Annotated in this window: 15 protein-coding genes; 5 read left to right on the plus strand and 10 right to left on the minus strand. The window is 66.3% G+C overall.

Annotated features, from left to right (window positions below; all coding sequences use genetic code 11):
• Positions 1–138 precede the first annotated feature (138 nt).
• Entirely contained in the window at positions 139–777 is a 639-nt protein-coding gene (locus tag AC23D4_RS15325) for a TetR/AcrR family transcriptional regulator (RefSeq protein WP_472888996.1), read from the plus strand.
• Between the two features lie 56 nt (positions 778–833).
• Here the strand turns inward: AC23D4_RS15325 and AC23D4_RS15330 are convergent, their stop codons facing one another.
• The 3 genes from AC23D4_RS15330 to AC23D4_RS15340 all read right to left on the minus strand — a co-directional run bounded on the left by AC23D4_RS15330 (position 834) and on the right by AC23D4_RS15340 (position 3,319).
• Positions 834–1,256, minus strand: coding sequence for a universal stress protein (locus AC23D4_RS15330; RefSeq protein ID WP_305361991.1), 423 nt, complete (start codon positions 1,254–1,256; stop codon positions 834–836).
• Between the two features lie 59 nt (positions 1,257–1,315).
• Positions 1,316–2,167, minus strand: coding sequence for a metallophosphoesterase (locus AC23D4_RS15335; protein WP_472888997.1), 852 nt, complete (start codon positions 2,165–2,167; stop codon positions 1,316–1,318).
• Positions 2,168–2,353: 186 nt separating this feature from the next.
• Positions 2,354–3,319: a LysR family transcriptional regulator gene (locus tag AC23D4_RS15340; protein ID WP_472888998.1), complete on the minus strand. Its 966-nt coding sequence runs from the start codon at positions 3,317–3,319 to the stop codon at positions 2,354–2,356.
• Between the two features lie 104 nt (positions 3,320–3,423).
• Between AC23D4_RS15340 and AC23D4_RS15345 the strand changes: the two genes are divergently transcribed.
• A complete protein-coding gene (locus AC23D4_RS15345) occupies positions 3,424–3,975 on the plus strand; it encodes a hypothetical protein (RefSeq protein WP_472888999.1) in 552 nt (183 codons plus the stop codon).
• 156 nt (positions 3,976–4,131) lie between these two features.
• Here AC23D4_RS15345 and AC23D4_RS15350 read toward each other — a convergent pair whose 3' ends face one another.
• The 5 genes from AC23D4_RS15350 to AC23D4_RS15370 all read right to left on the minus strand — a co-directional run bounded on the left by AC23D4_RS15350 (position 4,132) and on the right by AC23D4_RS15370 (position 10,006).
• Positions 4,132–6,006, minus strand: coding sequence for a phosphoenolpyruvate carboxykinase (GTP) (locus AC23D4_RS15350; protein ID WP_472889000.1), 1,875 nt, complete (start codon positions 6,004–6,006; stop codon positions 4,132–4,134).
• 383 nt (positions 6,007–6,389) lie between these two features.
• Positions 6,390–6,533 (minus strand): hypothetical protein, encoded by a 144-nt coding sequence (locus AC23D4_RS15355; RefSeq protein ID WP_472889001.1) that lies wholly within the window; start codon positions 6,531–6,533, stop codon positions 6,390–6,392.
• Between the two features lie 90 nt (positions 6,534–6,623).
• Positions 6,624–7,049 carry a PaaI family thioesterase gene (locus AC23D4_RS15360; protein ID WP_472889002.1) on the minus strand — a complete coding sequence of 142 codons (426 nt, stop codon included), beginning with the start codon at positions 7,047–7,049 and terminating at the stop codon, positions 6,624–6,626.
• 61 nt (positions 7,050–7,110) lie between these two features.
• Positions 7,111–8,577: a mechanosensitive ion channel gene (locus AC23D4_RS15365; RefSeq protein WP_472889003.1), complete on the minus strand. Its 1,467-nt coding sequence runs from the start codon at positions 8,575–8,577 to the stop codon at positions 7,111–7,113.
• Between the two features lie 229 nt (positions 8,578–8,806).
• Positions 8,807–10,006, minus strand: coding sequence for a threonine ammonia-lyase (locus tag AC23D4_RS15370; RefSeq protein WP_472889004.1), 1,200 nt, complete (start codon positions 10,004–10,006; stop codon positions 8,807–8,809).
• Between the two features lie 317 nt (positions 10,007–10,323).
• Between AC23D4_RS15370 and AC23D4_RS15375 the strand changes: the two genes are divergently transcribed.
• Positions 10,324–12,588, plus strand: coding sequence for an ATP-binding protein (locus AC23D4_RS15375; RefSeq protein ID WP_472889028.1), 2,265 nt, complete (start codon positions 10,324–10,326; stop codon positions 12,586–12,588).
• 45 nt (positions 12,589–12,633) lie between these two features.
• On the opposite strand, the gene recQ is transcribed toward AC23D4_RS15375, so the two are convergent.
• On the minus strand, positions 12,634–14,547 hold the full coding sequence (recQ, locus tag AC23D4_RS15380; protein ID WP_472889005.1) for a DNA helicase RecQ: 1,914 nt from the start codon (positions 14,545–14,547) through the stop codon (positions 12,634–12,636).
• Between the two features lie 4 nt (positions 14,548–14,551).
• Positions 14,552–14,971 carry a rhodanese-like domain-containing protein gene (locus AC23D4_RS15385; protein WP_472889006.1) on the minus strand — a complete coding sequence of 140 codons (420 nt, stop codon included), beginning with the start codon at positions 14,969–14,971 and terminating at the stop codon, positions 14,552–14,554.
• Positions 14,972–15,050: 79 nt separating this feature from the next.
• Here AC23D4_RS15385 and AC23D4_RS15390 point away from each other — a divergent pair, with 79 nt between their 5' ends.
• Both AC23D4_RS15390 and AC23D4_RS15395 read left to right on the plus strand, forming a co-directional pair.
• Positions 15,051–16,097 carry a homocysteine S-methyltransferase family protein gene (locus tag AC23D4_RS15390; RefSeq protein ID WP_472889007.1) on the plus strand — a complete coding sequence of 349 codons (1,047 nt, stop codon included), beginning with the start codon at positions 15,051–15,053 and terminating at the stop codon, positions 16,095–16,097.
• A gap of 269 nt (positions 16,098–16,366) precedes the next feature.
• A complete protein-coding gene (locus tag AC23D4_RS15395) occupies positions 16,367–17,317 on the plus strand; it encodes a TerC family protein (protein WP_472889008.1) in 951 nt (316 codons plus the stop codon).
• Positions 17,318–17,424 lie beyond the last annotated feature (107 nt).

The raw sequence follows: 17,424 nt of genomic DNA on the forward strand, positions 1-17,424 counted from the left end.
AAAGTCGGCCGTCAGGCTGGATATTACACTGATTCGGATAAAAAGATACTAATCAGTATGTAACAAGACTTATTGGTGTTGTTGTCGACCTTGTCGTCAATTTCAGGCAGAATCCGGGCTCGTATTCAAAGGTTGTCCATGGTCAGTGTTGCCCTCAAGTCGTCTCCGCCCGTCCCGCCCAAACGCAGCTTCCGGGAACAGATGCACATCGCGCGCGAGGACGCGATCGTGTCGGCCGTGAACCGGTTGCTGGCCGAAAAGGGCTTTGAGGCGATGACGGTGGACGAAGTGGCGGCCGAAGTCGGCATCGCCAAGGCCAGCCTGTACAAGCACTTCCCGAGCAAGGAAGACCTGGCGGCCGCGGCCATGGTGCGTGTGATGGACCGGGCGCGTGCGTTCCTGGACACGCTGGATACCCAGCGCCCGCCGCTGGAGCTGCTGCGCGAGGTGGCCCGCTGGACGATGGCGGTGCAACTGGCGGGCGAAATGCCTTCGCTGCCGAGCGAAAACTCCAGCCTGCGCGCGGCGCTGACCACCAACAAGGCCTACGTCGATGGCCTGATGGATGTGAGTGATCGCCTGGGCGCGTGGATCACCGCCGCCCAGGCCAATGGCAGCCTGAACACCGCGCTGCCGCCGATCGCGGTGCTCTACACCCTGTATGCGCGCGCCTGCGATCCGGTGCTGGGGTTCCTCAAGGGGGCGGAGCTCTACAGCAACGAGCAGATCATCGAGATGGTGCTCAGCACCTGCTTCGACGGATTGCGGAAACGGTGACCGCCCCGCGCCGCAGGCGGCGCGGGGGAGTCAAATCCTGCGGCGCAGGGGGCTCCTTACCTCACCAGCAGCACCGGCACTTCGCAGTGCGCCAGCACCTGGGTGGCCACCGAGCCCATGACGAGATTGCCCAGGGCGCTGTGGCCGTGTGAGCCCATCACCACCATGTCGAACTTGCCGGCGTTGGCGGCCTTGGCGATCTGTTCGCCGGGCTGCCCGACCTTGTGCACCACCTTGGGTTCGATGCCGTGGCGCTTGAAAAACTTGACAACGGGGGCCGTGACCTTCTCGGCTTCATCGGCGTAATAGCCATTGGCCACCTCGGCGCCCACCGCAGCGCGCGCACGTGCCGGCAAGGGAAGTTGCACGGTGAACAGGGTGAGGTCGTTGTGTGTGCCGAACACCTCTTCGTGGGTGGTCACGTAGGCGAGCATTTTTTTGGTGTAGGTGCTGCCATCCACTGCGAGCAAGATTTTCACGGTTCATCTCCTGATTGACGGGTCAACGTGGCAGTGTACGCCGTGGCCCTGCAATGTCTCTACCGGTTTTCCACATCGATCGTCAGCGTGGGCCTGAACAACGCCTGCTCGCCCTTGCTGGCGTAGCCGAGCGGATTGGCCACGATGCGGCAACGGCCCACCCGCTGATCGGTGGGGCAGTGCAGATGACCGTGCAGCCACAGATCGGCCAGCGGCAGCAGGTCGTCCAGCGCATTGCAGAACCCGGCGGTGCCCGGGCTCAGGCCGTAGCGCGGGTCGGCGCTGTGCAGGGTCGGGGCAAAGTGGGTGACCACCACCGTGGCGCCCTCGAACGGCTGGGCCAGCGCCTGCCGCAGCCAGTGCTGGCATTCAAGCCCGAGCTCGCGCATGGCCGCGGCATCGAACAGGCGCCCGTGGCGCTGCCCGTTCATCTTGCTCAGGTAGAAGTTGGCCGCGCGGCAGGCTTTCTGGCGCTGGTGCAGGCGGTGGGTGAGCGGATCGCGGGTGCGGCCTTTGGTCTGGGGCTGCGTGGCCAGGGCGTCGTAGTCGCTCCACAGCGTGGTGCCGATCAGCCGCACGCCGTCCAGCGACAGAGTCTCGCGCTCCAGCCACTGGATGCCCAGCCGGTCGCAACTGGCGCGCAACCCGGCGTGCGCCTCGTCCACATCCAGCGCATCGTATTCGTGGTTGCCGGGCACATAGACCACCGGCGCCGGCCAGGCCGCGTATTGCGGCAGGGGCGAGAAGCGCTGCAGGCACCAGTCGGGTTCGGCCATCACGCTGCCGTCGCGCCGGGTCTGGTAGGAGCCGATGTCGCCAGCGAGCACCAGCAGGTCGGCACCCGGGGCAGGGATGGCGGCAAAGTCGGGGTTGGCTTCGAGGTGGAGATCGCTCAGAAGCTGGATGTTCATGCCCGGATTGTCGACCCTACAACGGGACGGGGTTTGCAGCGCACGATCAGCACACGGGACGTGTGAGCGGGCCAGCACCTCGGCGGTGACCGGGCCCATCCTGATGCTTGCGATCGCCGATGGGTCGCGGCAGCCCATGGCGGGCAGGTGGCGCTGGAACTGCCTGGCCACCACGCCGTCCCGTTTTCATCCCTTGCCGGCACGAAATCCCTGGACCGAAGCCCGCACCACCGTGTGCCTCAACCAGCTGTGGGCACTGCTGTGGGAGGTCTGGCGGTGCCACAGCGTGTCCACATGCACCGCCGGCACCGGCAGGGGCAGATCGCTCAGGGCCAGTTCATCTTCCATGCCCGTGGCGCCCACGAAATGGCGCGGCAGCACCGTCAGCAGGTCGGTGGTGGCGACGACGCGCCCGGCGGTGAAAAACTGGTTCACGGTCAGCACCACGCGCCGCTGGCGCGAGAGGGCGGCCAGCGCCTCGTCCACAAAGCCGAACGGTCGGCCGGAGAAACTCACCAGCAGGTGGCGTGCGTCGCAATAGCTGTCCAGATCCATGGGGCGCCCGGCCAGCGGGTGGCCTCGGCGCATCACGACCACGTACTCGCCGTCGTACAGGCGCTGGTTCAGGAAGCGGGGGCTGTGCTCCTGCAGGTGGGAGGCGCCAAGTTCGGCCAGCACGCCGGGGAAATGGCCAATCGCCAGATCCGCCAATCCGGATTCGAGCAGGTCGCGCGGGTCGCGCGTGGTCAGCGGCAGCACCCGCAGGTTCACCCCGGGGGCCTCGTTCTCCAGGATGTCCATCATGCCCGGCACCAGCTTGGCGGCGGTGGCATCGGCCATGGCGAGCACGAAGGCGTTGTGGGCCTTGGCCGGGTCAAACCCGCCCGGCGCCAGCGACTCGCGCAGCTGCTGCAGCGCGTCGCGCACCGTGGGCCACAGCGTCAGCGCCATGGGCGTGGGTTCCACGCCGTAGCCCGAGCGCCGCACCAGCTCGTCGCCCAGCTTCTCGCGCAGCCGCTTGAGGGCATTGCTCACGGCCGGCTGGGTCATGGCCAGGTTGTGGGCCGCGCGTGTGAGGTTGCGTTCGACCATGACTTCGTCGAAGACGCGCAGCAGGTTCAGGTCGAGGGTGCGAAAGTTCAATTCATTCATGCGTTCTGTGAATGTAATTCATCACAAAAATAAATTGGCGTGACATGCGGGTTAACCCTAGTATTCGCCTGTCCAAAAGACATTTGTTTTCCAAGGAGTCCGCCATGAGCACCGCCTTTTCACCTTCTCCCGCCTCGTTGGGCCTGAACACCGCCACGGCCAACGCGTCTCAGGGTTCTGACCACCTGCGCAGCAGCCTGGACGGTTCCCGCGGGCTGGCCGCGATGTTGCTGGCCGCCGCTGTGGCCGCGCTGGTGGTGCTGGCCGACCAGTTGGTGAGCACCTGGGCCGACAGCCACCTGTTCCTGGGCTGGGTGATCCTCTGGGTGGTGATTTTTGCCGGCTCGGCCCTGTTCGCCGGCACCGCCCGCAACCTGGCGCAGCGCACCCTGCGTTCGCTGGACAGCTGGTCGGCCACGCTGGCTGAAGCCCGTGCCGAGATGCGCCTGTGGGAACTGGCCCGCCGCGACCCGCGCCTCATGGCGGAGCTGATGCAGGCCCGCATGCGTGACACGGACGACGGCGACTTTGAAACCGCGCTGGCGCCCATGGGGCTGGAATCCGGTGCGGTGCAGAAGCCGGTCAGCGGCTGGGGTCGTTTCCCGGAGCGGCTCGCCGAAAGCCGTGCCCGCAACATCCACCTCTATTACATCTGACGCCATCGGCGCCACCGCGGGTCGGAAAGACCCGCGCCACAGCAAAAAAGCCACCGGGTCAGGTGGCTTTTTTTTGGCCCGGACCGTTCATCCGGGGGCGTGGCGCTGGCCGGCAGATCGTGCCGTCCAGCGAATCACAGACGGTGTGGGGCGCAGTCAGCAGGCCGCCAGACGCTTTTCCAGCTCGGCCTTGGTGGCCACCAGTTCCTGGGGCAGGTGGTACGCCAGTTGCTCGAAGTGGGCGTCGTGCAGCTTGAGTTCGTCCACCCAGGCGGCCTTGTCGATGCTGGTCACGGTCTTGAACTGCTCGGCACTGAAGTCCAGGCCGGTCCAGTTGATTTCGGCGTAGGTCGGGGCGATGCCGAACATCGTGGTTTCGCCCTGGGCCTGGCCTTCGATGCGGTCGATCATCCACTTGAGCACGCGCATGTTGTCGCCGTAGCCGGGCCAGACGAACTTGCCATCGGCACCCTTGCGGAACCAGTTCACGCAGAACATCCTGGGCAGCGCATGGCCCTGGGTCTGCAGCTGGTTGCCCATGTCGAGCCAGTGCTGGAAGTAGTCGCTCATGTTGTAGCCGCAGAAGGGCAGCATGGCGAACGGGTCGCGGCGCACCACACCCTGGGCGCCAAAGGCGGCGGCGGTGGTTTCGCTGCCCATGGTCGCGGCCATGTACACGCCTTCGGTCCAGCTGCGGGCTTCGGTCACCAGCGGCACGGTGGTGCTGCGGCGGCCGCCGAACATGAAGGCATCGATCGCCACGCCGTTGGCGTCGTCCCACTGCGGATCGAGTGCGGGGTTGTTGGTGGCGGCCACGGTGAAGCGCGAGTTCGGGTGCGCGGCCTTGGCGCCGGTGGCCTTGGCGATCTCGGGCGTCCAGTCCTTGCCTTGCCAGTCGATCAGGTGCGCAGGCACGCCGCCACCGTCTTTCTCCATGCCTTCCCACCAGACGTCGCCGTCATCGGTCAGCGCCACGTTGGTGAAGATCACGTTCTTGTCCAGCGAGCGCATGCAGTTCGGGTTGGTGTGCATGTTGGTGCCGGGGGCGACGCCGAAGTAACCCGCTTCGGGGTTGATGGCGTAGAGCTTGCCGTCGGCGTGCGGCTTGATCCAGGCGATGTCGTCGCCGATGGTGGTGACCTTCCAGCCGGCGAAACCGGCTTCCGGCGGCACCAGCATGGAGAAGTTGGTCTTGCCGCAGGCGCTGGGGAACGCTGCGGCGACGTGGTACTTCTTGCCTTCGGGATTGGTCACGCCGAGGATCAGCATGTGTTCGGCCAGCCAGCCCTGGTCGCGGCCCATGTTGGAGGCGATGCGCAGTGCAAAACACTTCTTGCCCAGCAGGGCGTTGCCGCCGTAGCCCGAACCGTAGCTCCAGATTTCGCGCGTCTCGGGGAAGTGCACGATGTACTTGGTGGTCGGGTTGCAGGGCCAGGTGCTGCTGTCCTTCTGGCCTTCGGCCAGCGGTGCGCCGACGGTGTGCATGCAGGGCACGAAGGCGCCGTCGGTGCCGAGCACGTCGTACACGGCCTTGCCCATGCGGGTCATCAGTTTCTGGTTCACGGCCACGTAGGCGCTGTCGGTCAGCTCGATGCCGATGTGGGCAATGTGCGAACCCAGCGGGCCCATGGAGAAGGGCACCACGTACATCGTGCGGCCCTTCATGCAGCCGTCAAACAGCGGCTGCAGGGTCTGGCGCATCTCGGCCGGGTCCATCCAGTTGTTGGTCGGGCCGGCGTTTTCCTTCTTCTCGGAGCAGATGAAGGTGCGGTCTTCCACGCGCGCCACGTCCGACGGGTCGGAGCAGGCCAGGAAGCTGCCCGGGCGCTTGGCGGGGTTGAGTTTCTTGAAGGTACCGGCGTCCACCAGCTGCTGGCACAGGCGGTTGTATTCCTCCTCGCTGCCATCGCACCAGACCACGTCGGCCGGCTTGCACAGGGCAACCATGTCGGCCACCCAGGCGATCAGCCGGGCATTTTTCACGTAGACGGGTGTGTTGAGGTTGAGGCCCTGCATCACGGGTGAATTCATGGAAATGGCTCCAGAAGTTTGTAAAGCGGCAAGCCCAAGAGACACCAACAGCCGCTGGCCACAAACAGGTGGGCGGGCGGCTGGTCGAGATCCCCTGGGCAAATAAGGGCGGTCGGCGCTCGGTGCTGCGGTGCGGATGGCAGGTGCAGCCAGATGGGCAAAAGGCGGGTGGATGGACCCGGGTTTTGCTCCGTGTGTCGGCCAAAACACCAATTTTATGAAAGTCGACGGTCAGTTACCGGCAAGTTACATGCAAAACATGCATAACCTGATGCACCAATTGGTCCGTGGCGGTTCCGGAAGAGCCGTGACCCCAACGCTGCAGGCAAGAAAAAAGGCCGATGGCCCTGCCGGGCGTTCGGCCTTGGGGGGCTGCCGAGGCTTCAGGCCATGAAGACGGCGATGAAGGCCAGCAGGAAAATCAGCACGGCACCGGCCACAGGCAGCACGATGGGCATGAGCGGAACGATGGACTCCACCACGTCCTGAGGCTGGTCGCTGTGGCTGTCGTGTTCGTGGTGGGACATGGTTTCTCCAGGGTATTTGACAAATATCAATCTGATTTTAAGGGCAGCGTGCCGACGGGGTACAGACCCGGGACTTGTGACATACCCTGACTACAGCAGCGCATAGGTGGTGCTCGCCCGGCAGACACTCTTGTTGTCGCTCGCGGCCACGATGTCGATCTCGCCGAACACCAGGTTCTTGCCCGCACGGACCACGCGGGCCGTGACCAGCGCGTCCTGGTTGACCAGCGGTTTCAGGAAGCTGGTGTTGAGCTGCACGGTGGTCATGGGGCGCTGGTTGCCCAGCTGCGTCACGATGGCCAGCACCATGGCGGTGTCGGCCGCCGCCATCAGCGCCTGGCCACACACCATGCCGCCGATGCGGCTGAGTTCGGGGTTCTGCGGCAGGCGCAGGGTGACCTCACCGGCGGCAAAAGACTCGACGCGCAGGCCCAGGGCCTGCACCCAGGGAGCAAACCAGTCACCCAGCGCCAGGTGCAGCGTGTCGACGCCGATGTCGGGTGCCAGCGTGCTCACTGGACTACCCTCCGTGCTGCGCACTGCGGGGCTGAGCGCCTTCGGAACGGCCGAGCGGCGCTCATGCCTCATCCTCCTTGCGGAACCGGGCCAGCCAGTGCGCCATCAGCTGGCCAGCCGCCTCGCGCCCACCCAGGCCGAAGGACAGGGCCACGGCCACCGCCACGGCACCGAGCGTGAGACCAAAGGCCAGGTTGACGATGTCGTCGGCGATGCCCATGGCGCGCAGGCCCATCGCCAGCACCAGCGCCAGGATGGCGAAGCGCGCGATGCGGGCCAGCCCCTTGGTGTTCGGGCCGCTGGCGCGGTCGATGGCGGTATAGGCCACGTTGGCGAGCCAGAAGCCGATGACCAGGATGGCCGATCCGAGCAGCACGTCACCGCCAAAGGTGATGAAGGTGGTGACGACGCCACTGACCTGGCTGAAGCCCAGCTGGCCGGCGGCTTCGACGGTGGCGAACAACATGGCGAAAAACAGCGCGACATGGCCGACGAAGCTGGAGGCGCTGGTCTTCTCGAAGGCGTGGGCCATGCCGATGCGCGCGGGCAGGGTGTCGAAGCCCACGGTGGCCAGCAGGCTGGCGAGCAGCTTGCTGGCGAACGACGCCACCAGCCAGGTGATCACCAGGATCAGCGCGGCGGCAATGATGTGCGGCACGGCGGCCAGGATCATGGCCAGCATCTGCGTGGCAGGCTGCGAGATGGCTTCGATCTTGAGCGCGTCCAGTGCGGCAATCAGCGACGGCAGGAACACCGCGACGAACACCAGCAGGCCGATCACGCCCGAGAGTTGCACCGAGCTGGCCAGTCCGGCCCGGCTGCCAACCTTGTCGATGCCCGCGGTGCGCGTGAGGTTGGTGGTGAGGTTGCGCAGCACGGTGGCCACGATCCAGCCCACACCGCCGATCACGAAAGCGGCCACCGCGTTGGGCAGCATGTCCAGTGTCTTGGCCACCATGTCGCGCAGCGGATCCAGCAGGCCCTGCATCTCCAGCGCGCCCAGGATGGCGGGCACAAACAGCAGGATGACCAGCCAGAACAGGGCACCGGACAGGCTTTCGCTGATGGGTGACATGTCGGCGTGTTCAGACAGCTTTTCGTCGAGTGAGGTGCGGTCCAGCAGCTTCTGCGTCATCGTGCGCACCAGGCTGGCCACCAGCCAGGCGACCAGCGCCAGCACCAGGCCCGCGAGCAGGCGCGGCGCGTATTCGAACACCTTGGTGATCAGCGCGCTGAAGGGGCCGGACACCATGGCCAGGTCGAGCGAATTGAAGACCGCCATCAGCGTGACCAGGATCACGGCCCAGAACAGGCCCAGGGCCACTGCGCCCTCGATGTCCACGCCGTTGCCGGTGAGGCGGCTGAAACGCTGGTTGACGCCGGCGAAGCCCAGGCTCTTGCGCACGGCGGCGCGCACCAGCACGGCGACAAACCAGCCCAGCACGAAAATGGCCATGGCGCCGAGCAACTGGGGAATGTGGCCGCCCAGGCTGTTCTGCAAGGATTCCCACAAGGCGTTCATGTTCATGGTCGTTCTCCTGTCAGCGGTCAAACACCGGACCATGATGCAAGCAGGGGGATGACACGTCAACCTTTGATTGGCATGCCGGTGGTTTTCTCCGGGGTTGAAGCCGGAACGCGAGAAGATGTCAGCCGTAGTCGGCAGATGTGCCGCGCACCGGGCGTTCCGGCGTCAGCGAAGCTGGGTGTTTCAGTGGCCGAGCGTGATTCGGCCCGGACGAAAGACGCGCAGCTGTTCAGACCACGGCCGCGTCGAAGCCAGCGTCTTGCAGGTGCTTGATCACCAGCGCCAGGTGTTCCCGGCCGCGCGTCTGCAGCACCAGTTCGATCGCCACGTTCTGCGCCGCCAGCAGTGTGAAGGCACGCTGGTGGTGCACCTCGTCGACGTTGGCGCCGGCGTCGGCCACGATGGCCGTGATGCGGGCCAGGTTGCCCGGCACATCGCGTGCGTTGACGAGGATGCGCGCCAGCCGCCCGGCGCGCACCATGCCGCGCTCGATGATAGAGGCCAGCAGCAGCGGGTCGATGTTGCCGCCGCAGAGCACCAGCCCGACCTTCTTGCCGGCAAAGCGCTGCGGGTGTTTGATCAGGGCCGCGAGCCCCGCCGCGCCAGCGCCTTCCACCAGGGTCTTCTCGATCTCCAGCAGCATCACGATGGCCTGCTCGACGTCGCCCTCATCGACCAGCACCAGGTCGTCCACCTTGTCCCGGATGATGGCTTCGGTGATCGTGCCGGGTGTGCCGACGGCGATGCCTTCGGCAATGGTGCTGTTGCCCTGGGGCAGGTGCGTGCCCTTGATGGCGTTGTACATGGCCGGGAAGCGCTCGGTCTGCACGCCCACGATTTCAATGTCTGGCCGGATCGCACGCGCTGCGGTGGCCATGCCAGCGATCAGGCCGCCGCCGCCGACCGCGACCACCAGCGTGTCCAGATCGGGCTGGACGCGCAGCATCTCCAGCGCCACCGTGCCTTGCCCGGCCACGATGGCTTCGTCGTCGTAAGGGTGCACAAACACCAGGCCGTCGCGCGCCGACAGCTCGCGCGCGTGGGTCCGCGCCTCGTCCAGCGTGTCGCCGTGCAGCACCACTTCGGCGCCAAAGCCGCGTGTGCGTTCAACCTTCACGCCCGGCGTGAAGCGCGGCATCACGATCACCGCACGAATGCCCAGGCGCTGGGCGTGGTACGCCACGCCCTGGGCATGGTTGCCGGCGCTCATGGCCACCACGCCACGGGCCCGTTCGTCGGCGCCGAGCTGCGAGAGCTTGTTGCAGGCGCCGCGCTCCTTGAACGAGGCGGTGTACTGCAGGTTCTCGAACTTCAGGTACACCTGGCAGCCGAGCAGCTGGGAGAGGGTGCGCGATTCCACGCAGGGTGTGTCGAGCACCTGGCCCGCGATCCGCAACGCGGCGGCTTCAATGTCTTTGAGTTCCAGCATGGCGCGATTGTGGACCGGCAAGCCCGGAATCGGCCCCCGGGAATAGCCCCACAAATTCGTCACACATGCTCCATCATTCACTTCCATGATGGATCAAGCTGGGTTATGGTCCGCTTCAAAGCCGGCATCTGGTCCGCCGTCCCCTGTTGTCACGACTGGAGGAAGTCCGAATGAGCAAACGCCTGTTGCAGCCTGTCGGGCCTGTGACACGCACGGTGTCCGAGCCGCGCGCGGGTGCCGAGCCGCGCCACGCGGTGTCGCCGGATGCTCGCGTGTTCGTGCCGCACGGACTGCGCCAGGCGCCGGTGCTGGACCTCATGTGTTCGCACTTCGTGCTCAGCCTGGCGGCGCGCCAGGGGCCGCGTTTCAATGTGCGGCGCGACCTCAACACCCTGCTCGCGCTCGCCGGTCGCCACCTCATCTGGCCGCTGACGGTGTTGCACCGCCTGCGGGACTTTCTGGAGCGCCGCTGCAAGGGCAACGAACTCTGGAGCGGTTTCGAGAAACTGTCCACCGCGGCGTTCATGGAGCGCTACGGCGTCTGGCGTGGACCCTATGAGGAAGGCACGCTGTTCTTCTACCTTGACGAATACGCCAAGGAGTCGCCGAAGGACCTGCTCGCCGTGCTCGCCGTGACCGGTGACTGGCTGAGCCAGTCGCTCAAGAAGCAGTCCACCCTGGTGGAGAAGAACATTGACGCGCTCGCCGGCCTGCTGCAGCTCAACCGCGCCGAACGCGCCCTGCTGCTCTACGGCACGCTGGCGCGCTACCAGCGCGACCTGCGCTCCATCCTGGTGGAGTTCAAGGTCAACAACGCACCCGAGGCCTATGCGGCGATCGCCGACGTGGCCGGCGTCAAGGCCAGCGAGGTGGGCGAGGCGCTGCGCGCCGGCTCGCGGCTGGAGCGCATCGGCATGGTGGAGAACCTGATCTCCGAGCACAACATCACCGACCTCGCCGACCTCATGAAGGTCAGCGAAAAGCTGCCACCCGTGCTGATGCGCGAGTACCGCAACCAGAGCGAGCTGATGGCGGTGTTCACCCGCCCGGCCGCGCGCTCCGCGCTCACCAGCAAGGACTTTGAATACGTGGGCGAAGACGTGCGCCTGCTCTGCGCTCTGTTGCGCGAAGCGGTGGCGCGCAAGGAGCCCGGCGTCAACGTGCTGCTCTACGGCCCGCCCGGCACCGGCAAGACCGAGCTCGCGCGCGTGGTGGCGCAGGCGGCGGGGCTGGAGCTGTTCGAGGTGGAATACGCCGACCGCGATGGCAACGCGCTCAGCGGTCGTGACCGCTACCGCTCGCTGCAGATCGCGCAGGTGTTCCTCAAGGGCACGGCGCAGTCCGCGCTGCTGTTCGACGAGGTGGAAGACGTCTTCCCGCCCATCTCCAGCGAAGCGGCGCAGATCATTGCGCGCGCCGAACACGTCGCCGCGCCCCACACGGGCAGCGTCAGTGGCAAGGCCTGGGTCAACCAGATCCTCGAATCCAACGCCGTGCCCACGCTCTGGGTCACCAACCGCATCGAACAGATCGACCCGGCCTTCCGCCGCCGTTTTGCCTACCACCTCGAACTCAAGAGCCCGCCGCCCGGCGCGCGCGAGCAGCTGGTGCGCAAGACACTCGAAGGCGCTGCGGTGTCCGACGCCCTGGTCGCGCGCCTCACCGAGCGCAAAGGGCTCACACCAGCGCAGATCCGCACCGCCTTGCGCTTTGCGCAGCTCGCGGCCCATCCGGCCAAACCCGCGGCGCGCCGGGGCGCCAAGCGCCTTGCGGCCGATGCCCCGATGCTGGACGACCTGATCGAACGCCAGCTGAAGAACGCCGACCAGGCCCTCGGGCGGCAGCCCGACCTCGCGCTGCGCCCGAGCGTGACGCAGTACAGCCTGGACATGCTCAACGTCGAATCGCGTTACGAGCTGCCGCGCATCGTCACCGCGCTCAAGGCGCGCGGGCATGGCTGCCTGTGTTTTCACGGTGCGCCCGGCACCGGCAAGACCGCGCTGGCCGAGCACATCGCCCAGCAGCTGGAGCGCCCGCTCATGATCCGACGTGCCAGCGATCTGGTGAGCAAGTTCGTGGGTGAAACCGAGCAGCAGATGGCCGCCATGTTCCGCGAGGCGCAGGCCGAAAAAGCGGTCTTGCTGCTCGACGAAGCCGACAGTTTTCTGCAGGACCGGCGTGGTGCCCAGCGCACCTACGAAGTGACCGAGGTCAACGAGATGCTGCAAGGCATGGAGCGCTACGACGGCATCTTCATCTGCACCACCAACCTGATGGACAGCATCGACCAGGCGGCGCTGAGGCGCTTCACCTTCAAGATCCACTTCAAGCCGCTGACCGCCCCGCAGCGCGAAACCATGTTTGTCGTGGAGGCGCTGGGCGGCGACGCGGCGGCGCTGGAGCCCGCGCTGCGCGAGCGGCTGGGCAAGCTCGATCAGCTGTGTCCGGGTGACTTTGCCGCGGTGAAGCGCCAGGTGGAGATCCTGGGAGAGTCCATCGAGCCGACCGAATTCCTGGCCCAGCTGGAGGCCGAGCACCGCATCAAACCGGGCGTGCGCGAGGCGAGAAAAATCGGTTTTTGATCGCCGCCATCGCGCAGGCCGGTCGCAGGAGGGGTGTGCCCGGGCTTACCCGGAAAAAGCACCCACGACCCGCAGCACCTCGGCGCCATAGGCCTCGCGCTTTTTCTGGCCGATGCCGGCCACACCATCCAGATCGGCCATTGAGCGTGGTTTCTGAGCGGCGATCGCGCGCAGGGTGGCGTCGTGAAAGATCACGAACGCCGGCAGGTTGTGTTCACGCGCCACTTCGGCACGCCAGGCCTTGAGCGCGTCCAGGCATTCGCGTTCGGCCAGCGAGAGCGGCTGGCCGTCGGGCGCCAGCGCCGCCTGGCTGCTGCGGCCGCTCTTGCTGCGCGACGCGGCTTTCTTCTTCTCGCTCAGTGGCCGCAGCCAGACCTGGGCTTCGCCCTTGAGGATGGCACGCGCCGCGTCGGCCAGGTGCAGGGTGTTGAAGTGGGCCGAATCGACGTGAATCGCTTCGCGCGCGACCAGCTGGCGCATCAGCGCGCGCCACTGCGTTTCGCCCAGGTCGGCGCCGATGCCGAAGGTGCTGAGCTTGTCGTGGCCGTACTGCGTCACCTTCTCGGTCACCTTGCCACGCAGGATGTCCATGATGTGGCCGGCGCCGAAGGCCATGCCGCTGGACTGCTGCACGCGGTAGATGCACGAGAGCAGCTTGCGCGCGGACTCGGTGCCGTCGTCCAGCGCGGGCGGGCTGATGCAGTTGTCGCAGTTCCCGCAAGGCTGGCTGGCCTCACCAAAGTAGGACAGAAGGCGCACACGCCGGCAGTCGCTCGCTTCGGCCAGCGTGAGCAGGGCGTCGAGCTTGCCGCGCAGCACCTGCTTGAACTCGTCGGCCGCCGGGCTTTCGTCGATCATGCGGCGCTGGTTCACCACGTCCTGCAGGCCGTAGACCATCCACGCGGTGGCGGGCTCGCCGTCGCGCCCGGCGCGGCCGGTTTCCTGGTAGTAGCCCTCGATGTTCTTGGGCATGTCCAGGTGGGCCACGAAGCGCACGTCGGGCTTGTCGATGCCCATGCCGAAGGCGATGGTCGCGACCATGATCACGCCTTCTTCACGCAGGAAGCGGTCCTGGTGCCGCTGCCGCACGGCCGCGTCCAGGCCGGCGTGGTAGGGCAGCGCGTTGAGGCCGGCGTCGCACAACATGCTGGCCACTTCTTCCACCCGCTTGCGCGACTGGCAGTAGACGATGCCGGCGTCGTGGCCGCTCGCGCCCATGTGCTCGTCGCGGATGAAGCGCAGCAACTGGGTCGAGCCGTCCTTCTTCTCGACGATGGTGTAGCGGATGTTCGGCCGGTCGAAACTGCTGATGAAGCGCCGCGCGTCCTGCAGCTGCAGGTGGTTCACGATGTCTTCGCGCGTCAGGTCGTCGGCGGTGGCGGTGAGCGCCACGCGCGGCACGCCGGCAAAGCGCTCATGCAACACCACCAGTGCGCGGTACTCGGGCCGGAAGTCGTGGCCCCACTGGCTCACGCAGTGCGCTTCGTCGATGGCAAACATCGAGAGTTTGCCGCGCTCGTGCAGCGCGTCCAGCAGCGCCAGGAAACGCGGCGTGGTCAGGCGCTCGGGCGCCGCGTAGAGCAGGGTGATCTCGCCGCGCAGCATCTGCTTCTCGATCGCCTGCGCTTCCTCGCTGCTGAGGCTGGAGTTCAGGAAGGCCGCCGCCACACCCGCTTCGAGCAACGCGCCCACCTGGTCGTGCATCAGCGCGATCAGCGGCGAGACCACCACGGTCAGCCCGTGGCCGGCGCGCTCGCGCACGATGGCCGGGATCTGGAAACAGAGCGACTTGCCGCCGCCCGTGGGCATGAGCACCAGCGCGTCGCCGCCTTCGCTCACGTGGCGCACGATGTCGGCCTGCGGGCCGCGGAAGGCGTCGTAGCCGAACACTTCCTGCAGAACACCGGCGCAGGCTTCCAGGGTTTCTCCCGCGCTGGAGATGTCGATGGCGTTGCTCATCAAGCTACATCTGCTCCCACGGCAAACCGTCGTGCCGCCAGCCGTTCAGGCTGGAGCGCTTGAACGCCTCGTTCAGGTCGCCCTCAAAGCCGTGCACCACGTGCGCCACTTCGGCGAAACCGGCCGCCTCCAGCGCCGCTCCGGCGTCCAGCGTGCGCTTGCCACTGCGGCAGATCAGCAGCACCGGGCGGTCCTTCGCGCCCGCTTCCGTGGCCACGACCGAAGCAAAGCGGTCCGGGTCGGGCGTGAGGTCGGGGTATTCGTACCAGGGGATGTTCTCCACGCCGGGCGGACGGCCGACATAGAGCGATTCGATCTCCATGCGAACGTCGACAAACAAGGGTGCGTCCTGGCCCAGCGCCGCGCGGCGCTCGGTTTCGGCCTGCAGCCAGGCCCAGGCTTCCTTTGGGAGCAGGTGTTTCATGGCGGCTATTGTCGGGGATACGGGCGGGGCTCCCGGCGGGCAGGCGGCTTGTGGCGAGGGGGCTTCCTACAATCGGGGCATGAAATCGACCGCCTACACCCGCGCCCAGGCGCTGCCCGTCATCCTCTCGCAACGCATCGCCATCCTCGATGGCGCCATGGGCACCATGATCCAGCGCTTCAAACTCGACGAGGCGCAGTACCGGGGCGAGCGGTTCAAGGACTTCCACAAGGATGTCAAGGGCAACAACGAGCTGCTGAGCCTCACGCGGCCGGACGTGATCACCGACATCCACGAGAGCTACCTCGCCGCAGGTGCCGACCTGATCGAGACCAACACCTTCGGCGCTACCTCGATCGCGCAGGAGGACTACGACATGGCCCACCTGGCGCGCGAGATGAACCTGGCCTCGGCCCGCCTCGCCCGTGCCGCCTGCGACAAGTTCAGCACGCCCGACAAGCCGCGCTTCGTCGCCGGCGCCCTGGGCCCGACGCCCAAGACCGCCAGCATCAGCCCCGACGTCAACGACGCCGGTGCCCGCAACGTGACCTTCGAGCAACTGCGCGCCGCCTACTACGAACAGGTGGAAGCGCTGGTCGAGGGCGGGGCCGACGTGCTGCTGGTCGAAACCATCTTCGACACGCTCAACGCCAAGGCCGCGCTGTTTGCCATCGACGAGTATTTCGAGGCCAGCGGCGAGCGCCTGCCCGTCATCATCAGCGGCACCGTGACCGACGCCTCGGGCCGCATCCTCAGCGGCCAGACCGTCACCGCCTTCTGGGCCAGCGTGCGCCACATCCAGCCGCTGGCCGTGGGCCTGAACTGCGCACTCGGCGCCACGCTGATGCGCCCCTACATCCAGGAACTGGCCAAGGTCGCGGGCGACACCTTCATCAGCTGCTACCCCAACGCCGGCCTGCCCAACCCCATGAGCGACACCGGCTTCGACGAAACGCCCGACGTCACCAGCCGCCTGCTGCGCGAGTTCGCCGCCGAGGGGCTGGTGAACATCGTGGGTGGCTGCTGTGGCACGACGCCGCAGCACATCGGGGCGATTCACGACGCGGTGGCGAGCCAGGCGCCGCGTGGTCTCCAGCGCGGGGTGTTCTACAGGGAAGCGGCCTGAGCACGATCTTCAGGAAAATCCTGAAGGTCTTTCAGTTTGTGGGGCTGGGCGTCCTCCCCGACAATCGCGGCTCCCATCAAGGGGAGTAACCATCCCGCCACCGGCCACATTGCCGGCCTCCGGCGGGTGGGGTTTCCGTCAGTACGCGGCCCGATCCTTCAGGAAAAGGCCGCCGGAAACCCCGGGTCGGGCGCCATGCCCGGTTCCGGCCAGACCTTGGAGGGTGTTTGTCCATCAACACCGTCCGTTCAGAAAAGGTCTTGTCATTCATGGAAACCATCGCGCCCCTGTGGCTCTGGCTGGTGTTCGTCGGCTTCGTGCTGGCGGCGCTGTTTGTCGATTTCGTCGTGCTCAAGAAGCAGGGCGCCCACGCGGTGGGCGTGAAGGAGGCGGTCAACTGGTCGCTGATCTGGGTGGGTCTGAGTTTTCTGTTCAACGGCCTGCTGTGGTGGGCGGTGAAGGACAGCACGGGCTCCACCGACCTGGCGAACCAGAAGTCGCTGGAGTTCCTGACCGGCTACCTGATCGAGAAGAGCCTGGCGGTGGACAACATCTTTGTCTTCCTGCTGATCTTCAGCTACTTCGCGGTGCCGCCGACCTACCAGAAGCGGGTGCTGATGATCGGCATCATCGGCGCCATCGTGCTGCGCACGGTGATGATCCTGGTGGGCGGCTGGCTACTGGCCCAGTTCCACTGGATCCTGTATGTGTTCGGCGCCTTCCTGATCCTCACCGGCGTGAAGATGTGGCGCGGGGCGGGCGATGAGCCGGCGCTGAACGACAACCCGGCCCTGAAGCTGCTGCGCAGGCTGCTGCCCGTCAGCAAGCACTACGACGGTGAGAAGTTCTGGACGATGGAGAACGGCAAGAAGATCGCCACCCCGCTGCTGATGGTGATCGCCATGGTGGGCCTGACGGATGTGATCTTTGCCGTGGACTCGATCCCCGCCATCTTCGCCATCACCAAGGACCCGTTCATCGTGCTGACCAGCAACGTGTTCGCCATCCTGGGCCTGCGCGCCATGTTCTTCCTGCTGCAGGCCGCGGCCAGCCGCTTCCACCTGCTGAACTACGGCCTGGCCGTGATCCTGGTGTTCATCGGCAGCAAGATGGTGCTGATCGACATCTTCAAGATCCCGGTGGCGGTGTCACTGGGTGTGGTGATCGGCATCCTGGCGATCACCATGGTCTGGAGTGCGAAGACGGCGCCGAACACCTGAAGCTTCCGGGCGTGGGCGGATCCTGGGTGCCGCCCGGTGCAGTCAAGCGTGTCCGGTGCCGTGTGCAGCACACCGGGGGGATAAGCGGGTGTTGTCGTGGGAGGCGC

This window comes from Hydrogenophaga sp. L76 (assembly GCF_057654755.1).

Coding starts and splice junctions, on each gene's coding strand:
- AC23D4_RS15325 (WP_472888996.1), top strand. CDS start 139: ATGGTCAGTGTTGCCCTCAAGTCGTCTCCGCCCGTCCCGCCCAAACGC.
- AC23D4_RS15385 (WP_472889006.1), bottom strand. CDS start 14,971: ATGAAACACCTGCTCCCAAAGGAAGCCTGGGCCTGGCTGCAGGCCGAA.
- AC23D4_RS15340 (WP_472888998.1), bottom strand. CDS start 3,319: ATGAATGAATTGAACTTTCGCACCCTCGACCTGAACCTGCTGCGCGTC.
- AC23D4_RS15370 (WP_472889004.1), bottom strand. CDS start 10,006: ATGCTGGAACTCAAAGACATTGAAGCCGCCGCGTTGCGGATCGCGGGC.
- AC23D4_RS15350 (WP_472889000.1), bottom strand. CDS start 6,006: ATGAATTCACCCGTGATGCAGGGCCTCAACCTCAACACACCCGTCTAC.
- AC23D4_RS15375 (WP_472889028.1), top strand. CDS start 10,324: ATGTGTTCGCACTTCGTGCTCAGCCTGGCGGCGCGCCAGGGGCCGCGT.
- AC23D4_RS15395 (WP_472889008.1), top strand. CDS start 16,367: ATGGAAACCATCGCGCCCCTGTGGCTCTGGCTGGTGTTCGTCGGCTTC.
- recQ (WP_472889005.1), bottom strand. CDS start 14,547: ATGAGCAACGCCATCGACATCTCCAGCGCGGGAGAAACCCTGGAAGCC.
- AC23D4_RS15355 (WP_472889001.1), bottom strand. CDS start 6,533: ATGTCCCACCACGAACACGACAGCCACAGCGACCAGCCTCAGGACGTG.
- AC23D4_RS15335 (WP_472888997.1), bottom strand. CDS start 2,167: ATGAACATCCAGCTTCTGAGCGATCTCCACCTCGAAGCCAACCCCGAC.
- AC23D4_RS15345 (WP_472888999.1), top strand. CDS start 3,424: ATGAGCACCGCCTTTTCACCTTCTCCCGCCTCGTTGGGCCTGAACACC.
- AC23D4_RS15365 (WP_472889003.1), bottom strand. CDS start 8,577: ATGAACATGAACGCCTTGTGGGAATCCTTGCAGAACAGCCTGGGCGGC.
- AC23D4_RS15390 (WP_472889007.1), top strand. CDS start 15,051: ATGAAATCGACCGCCTACACCCGCGCCCAGGCGCTGCCCGTCATCCTC.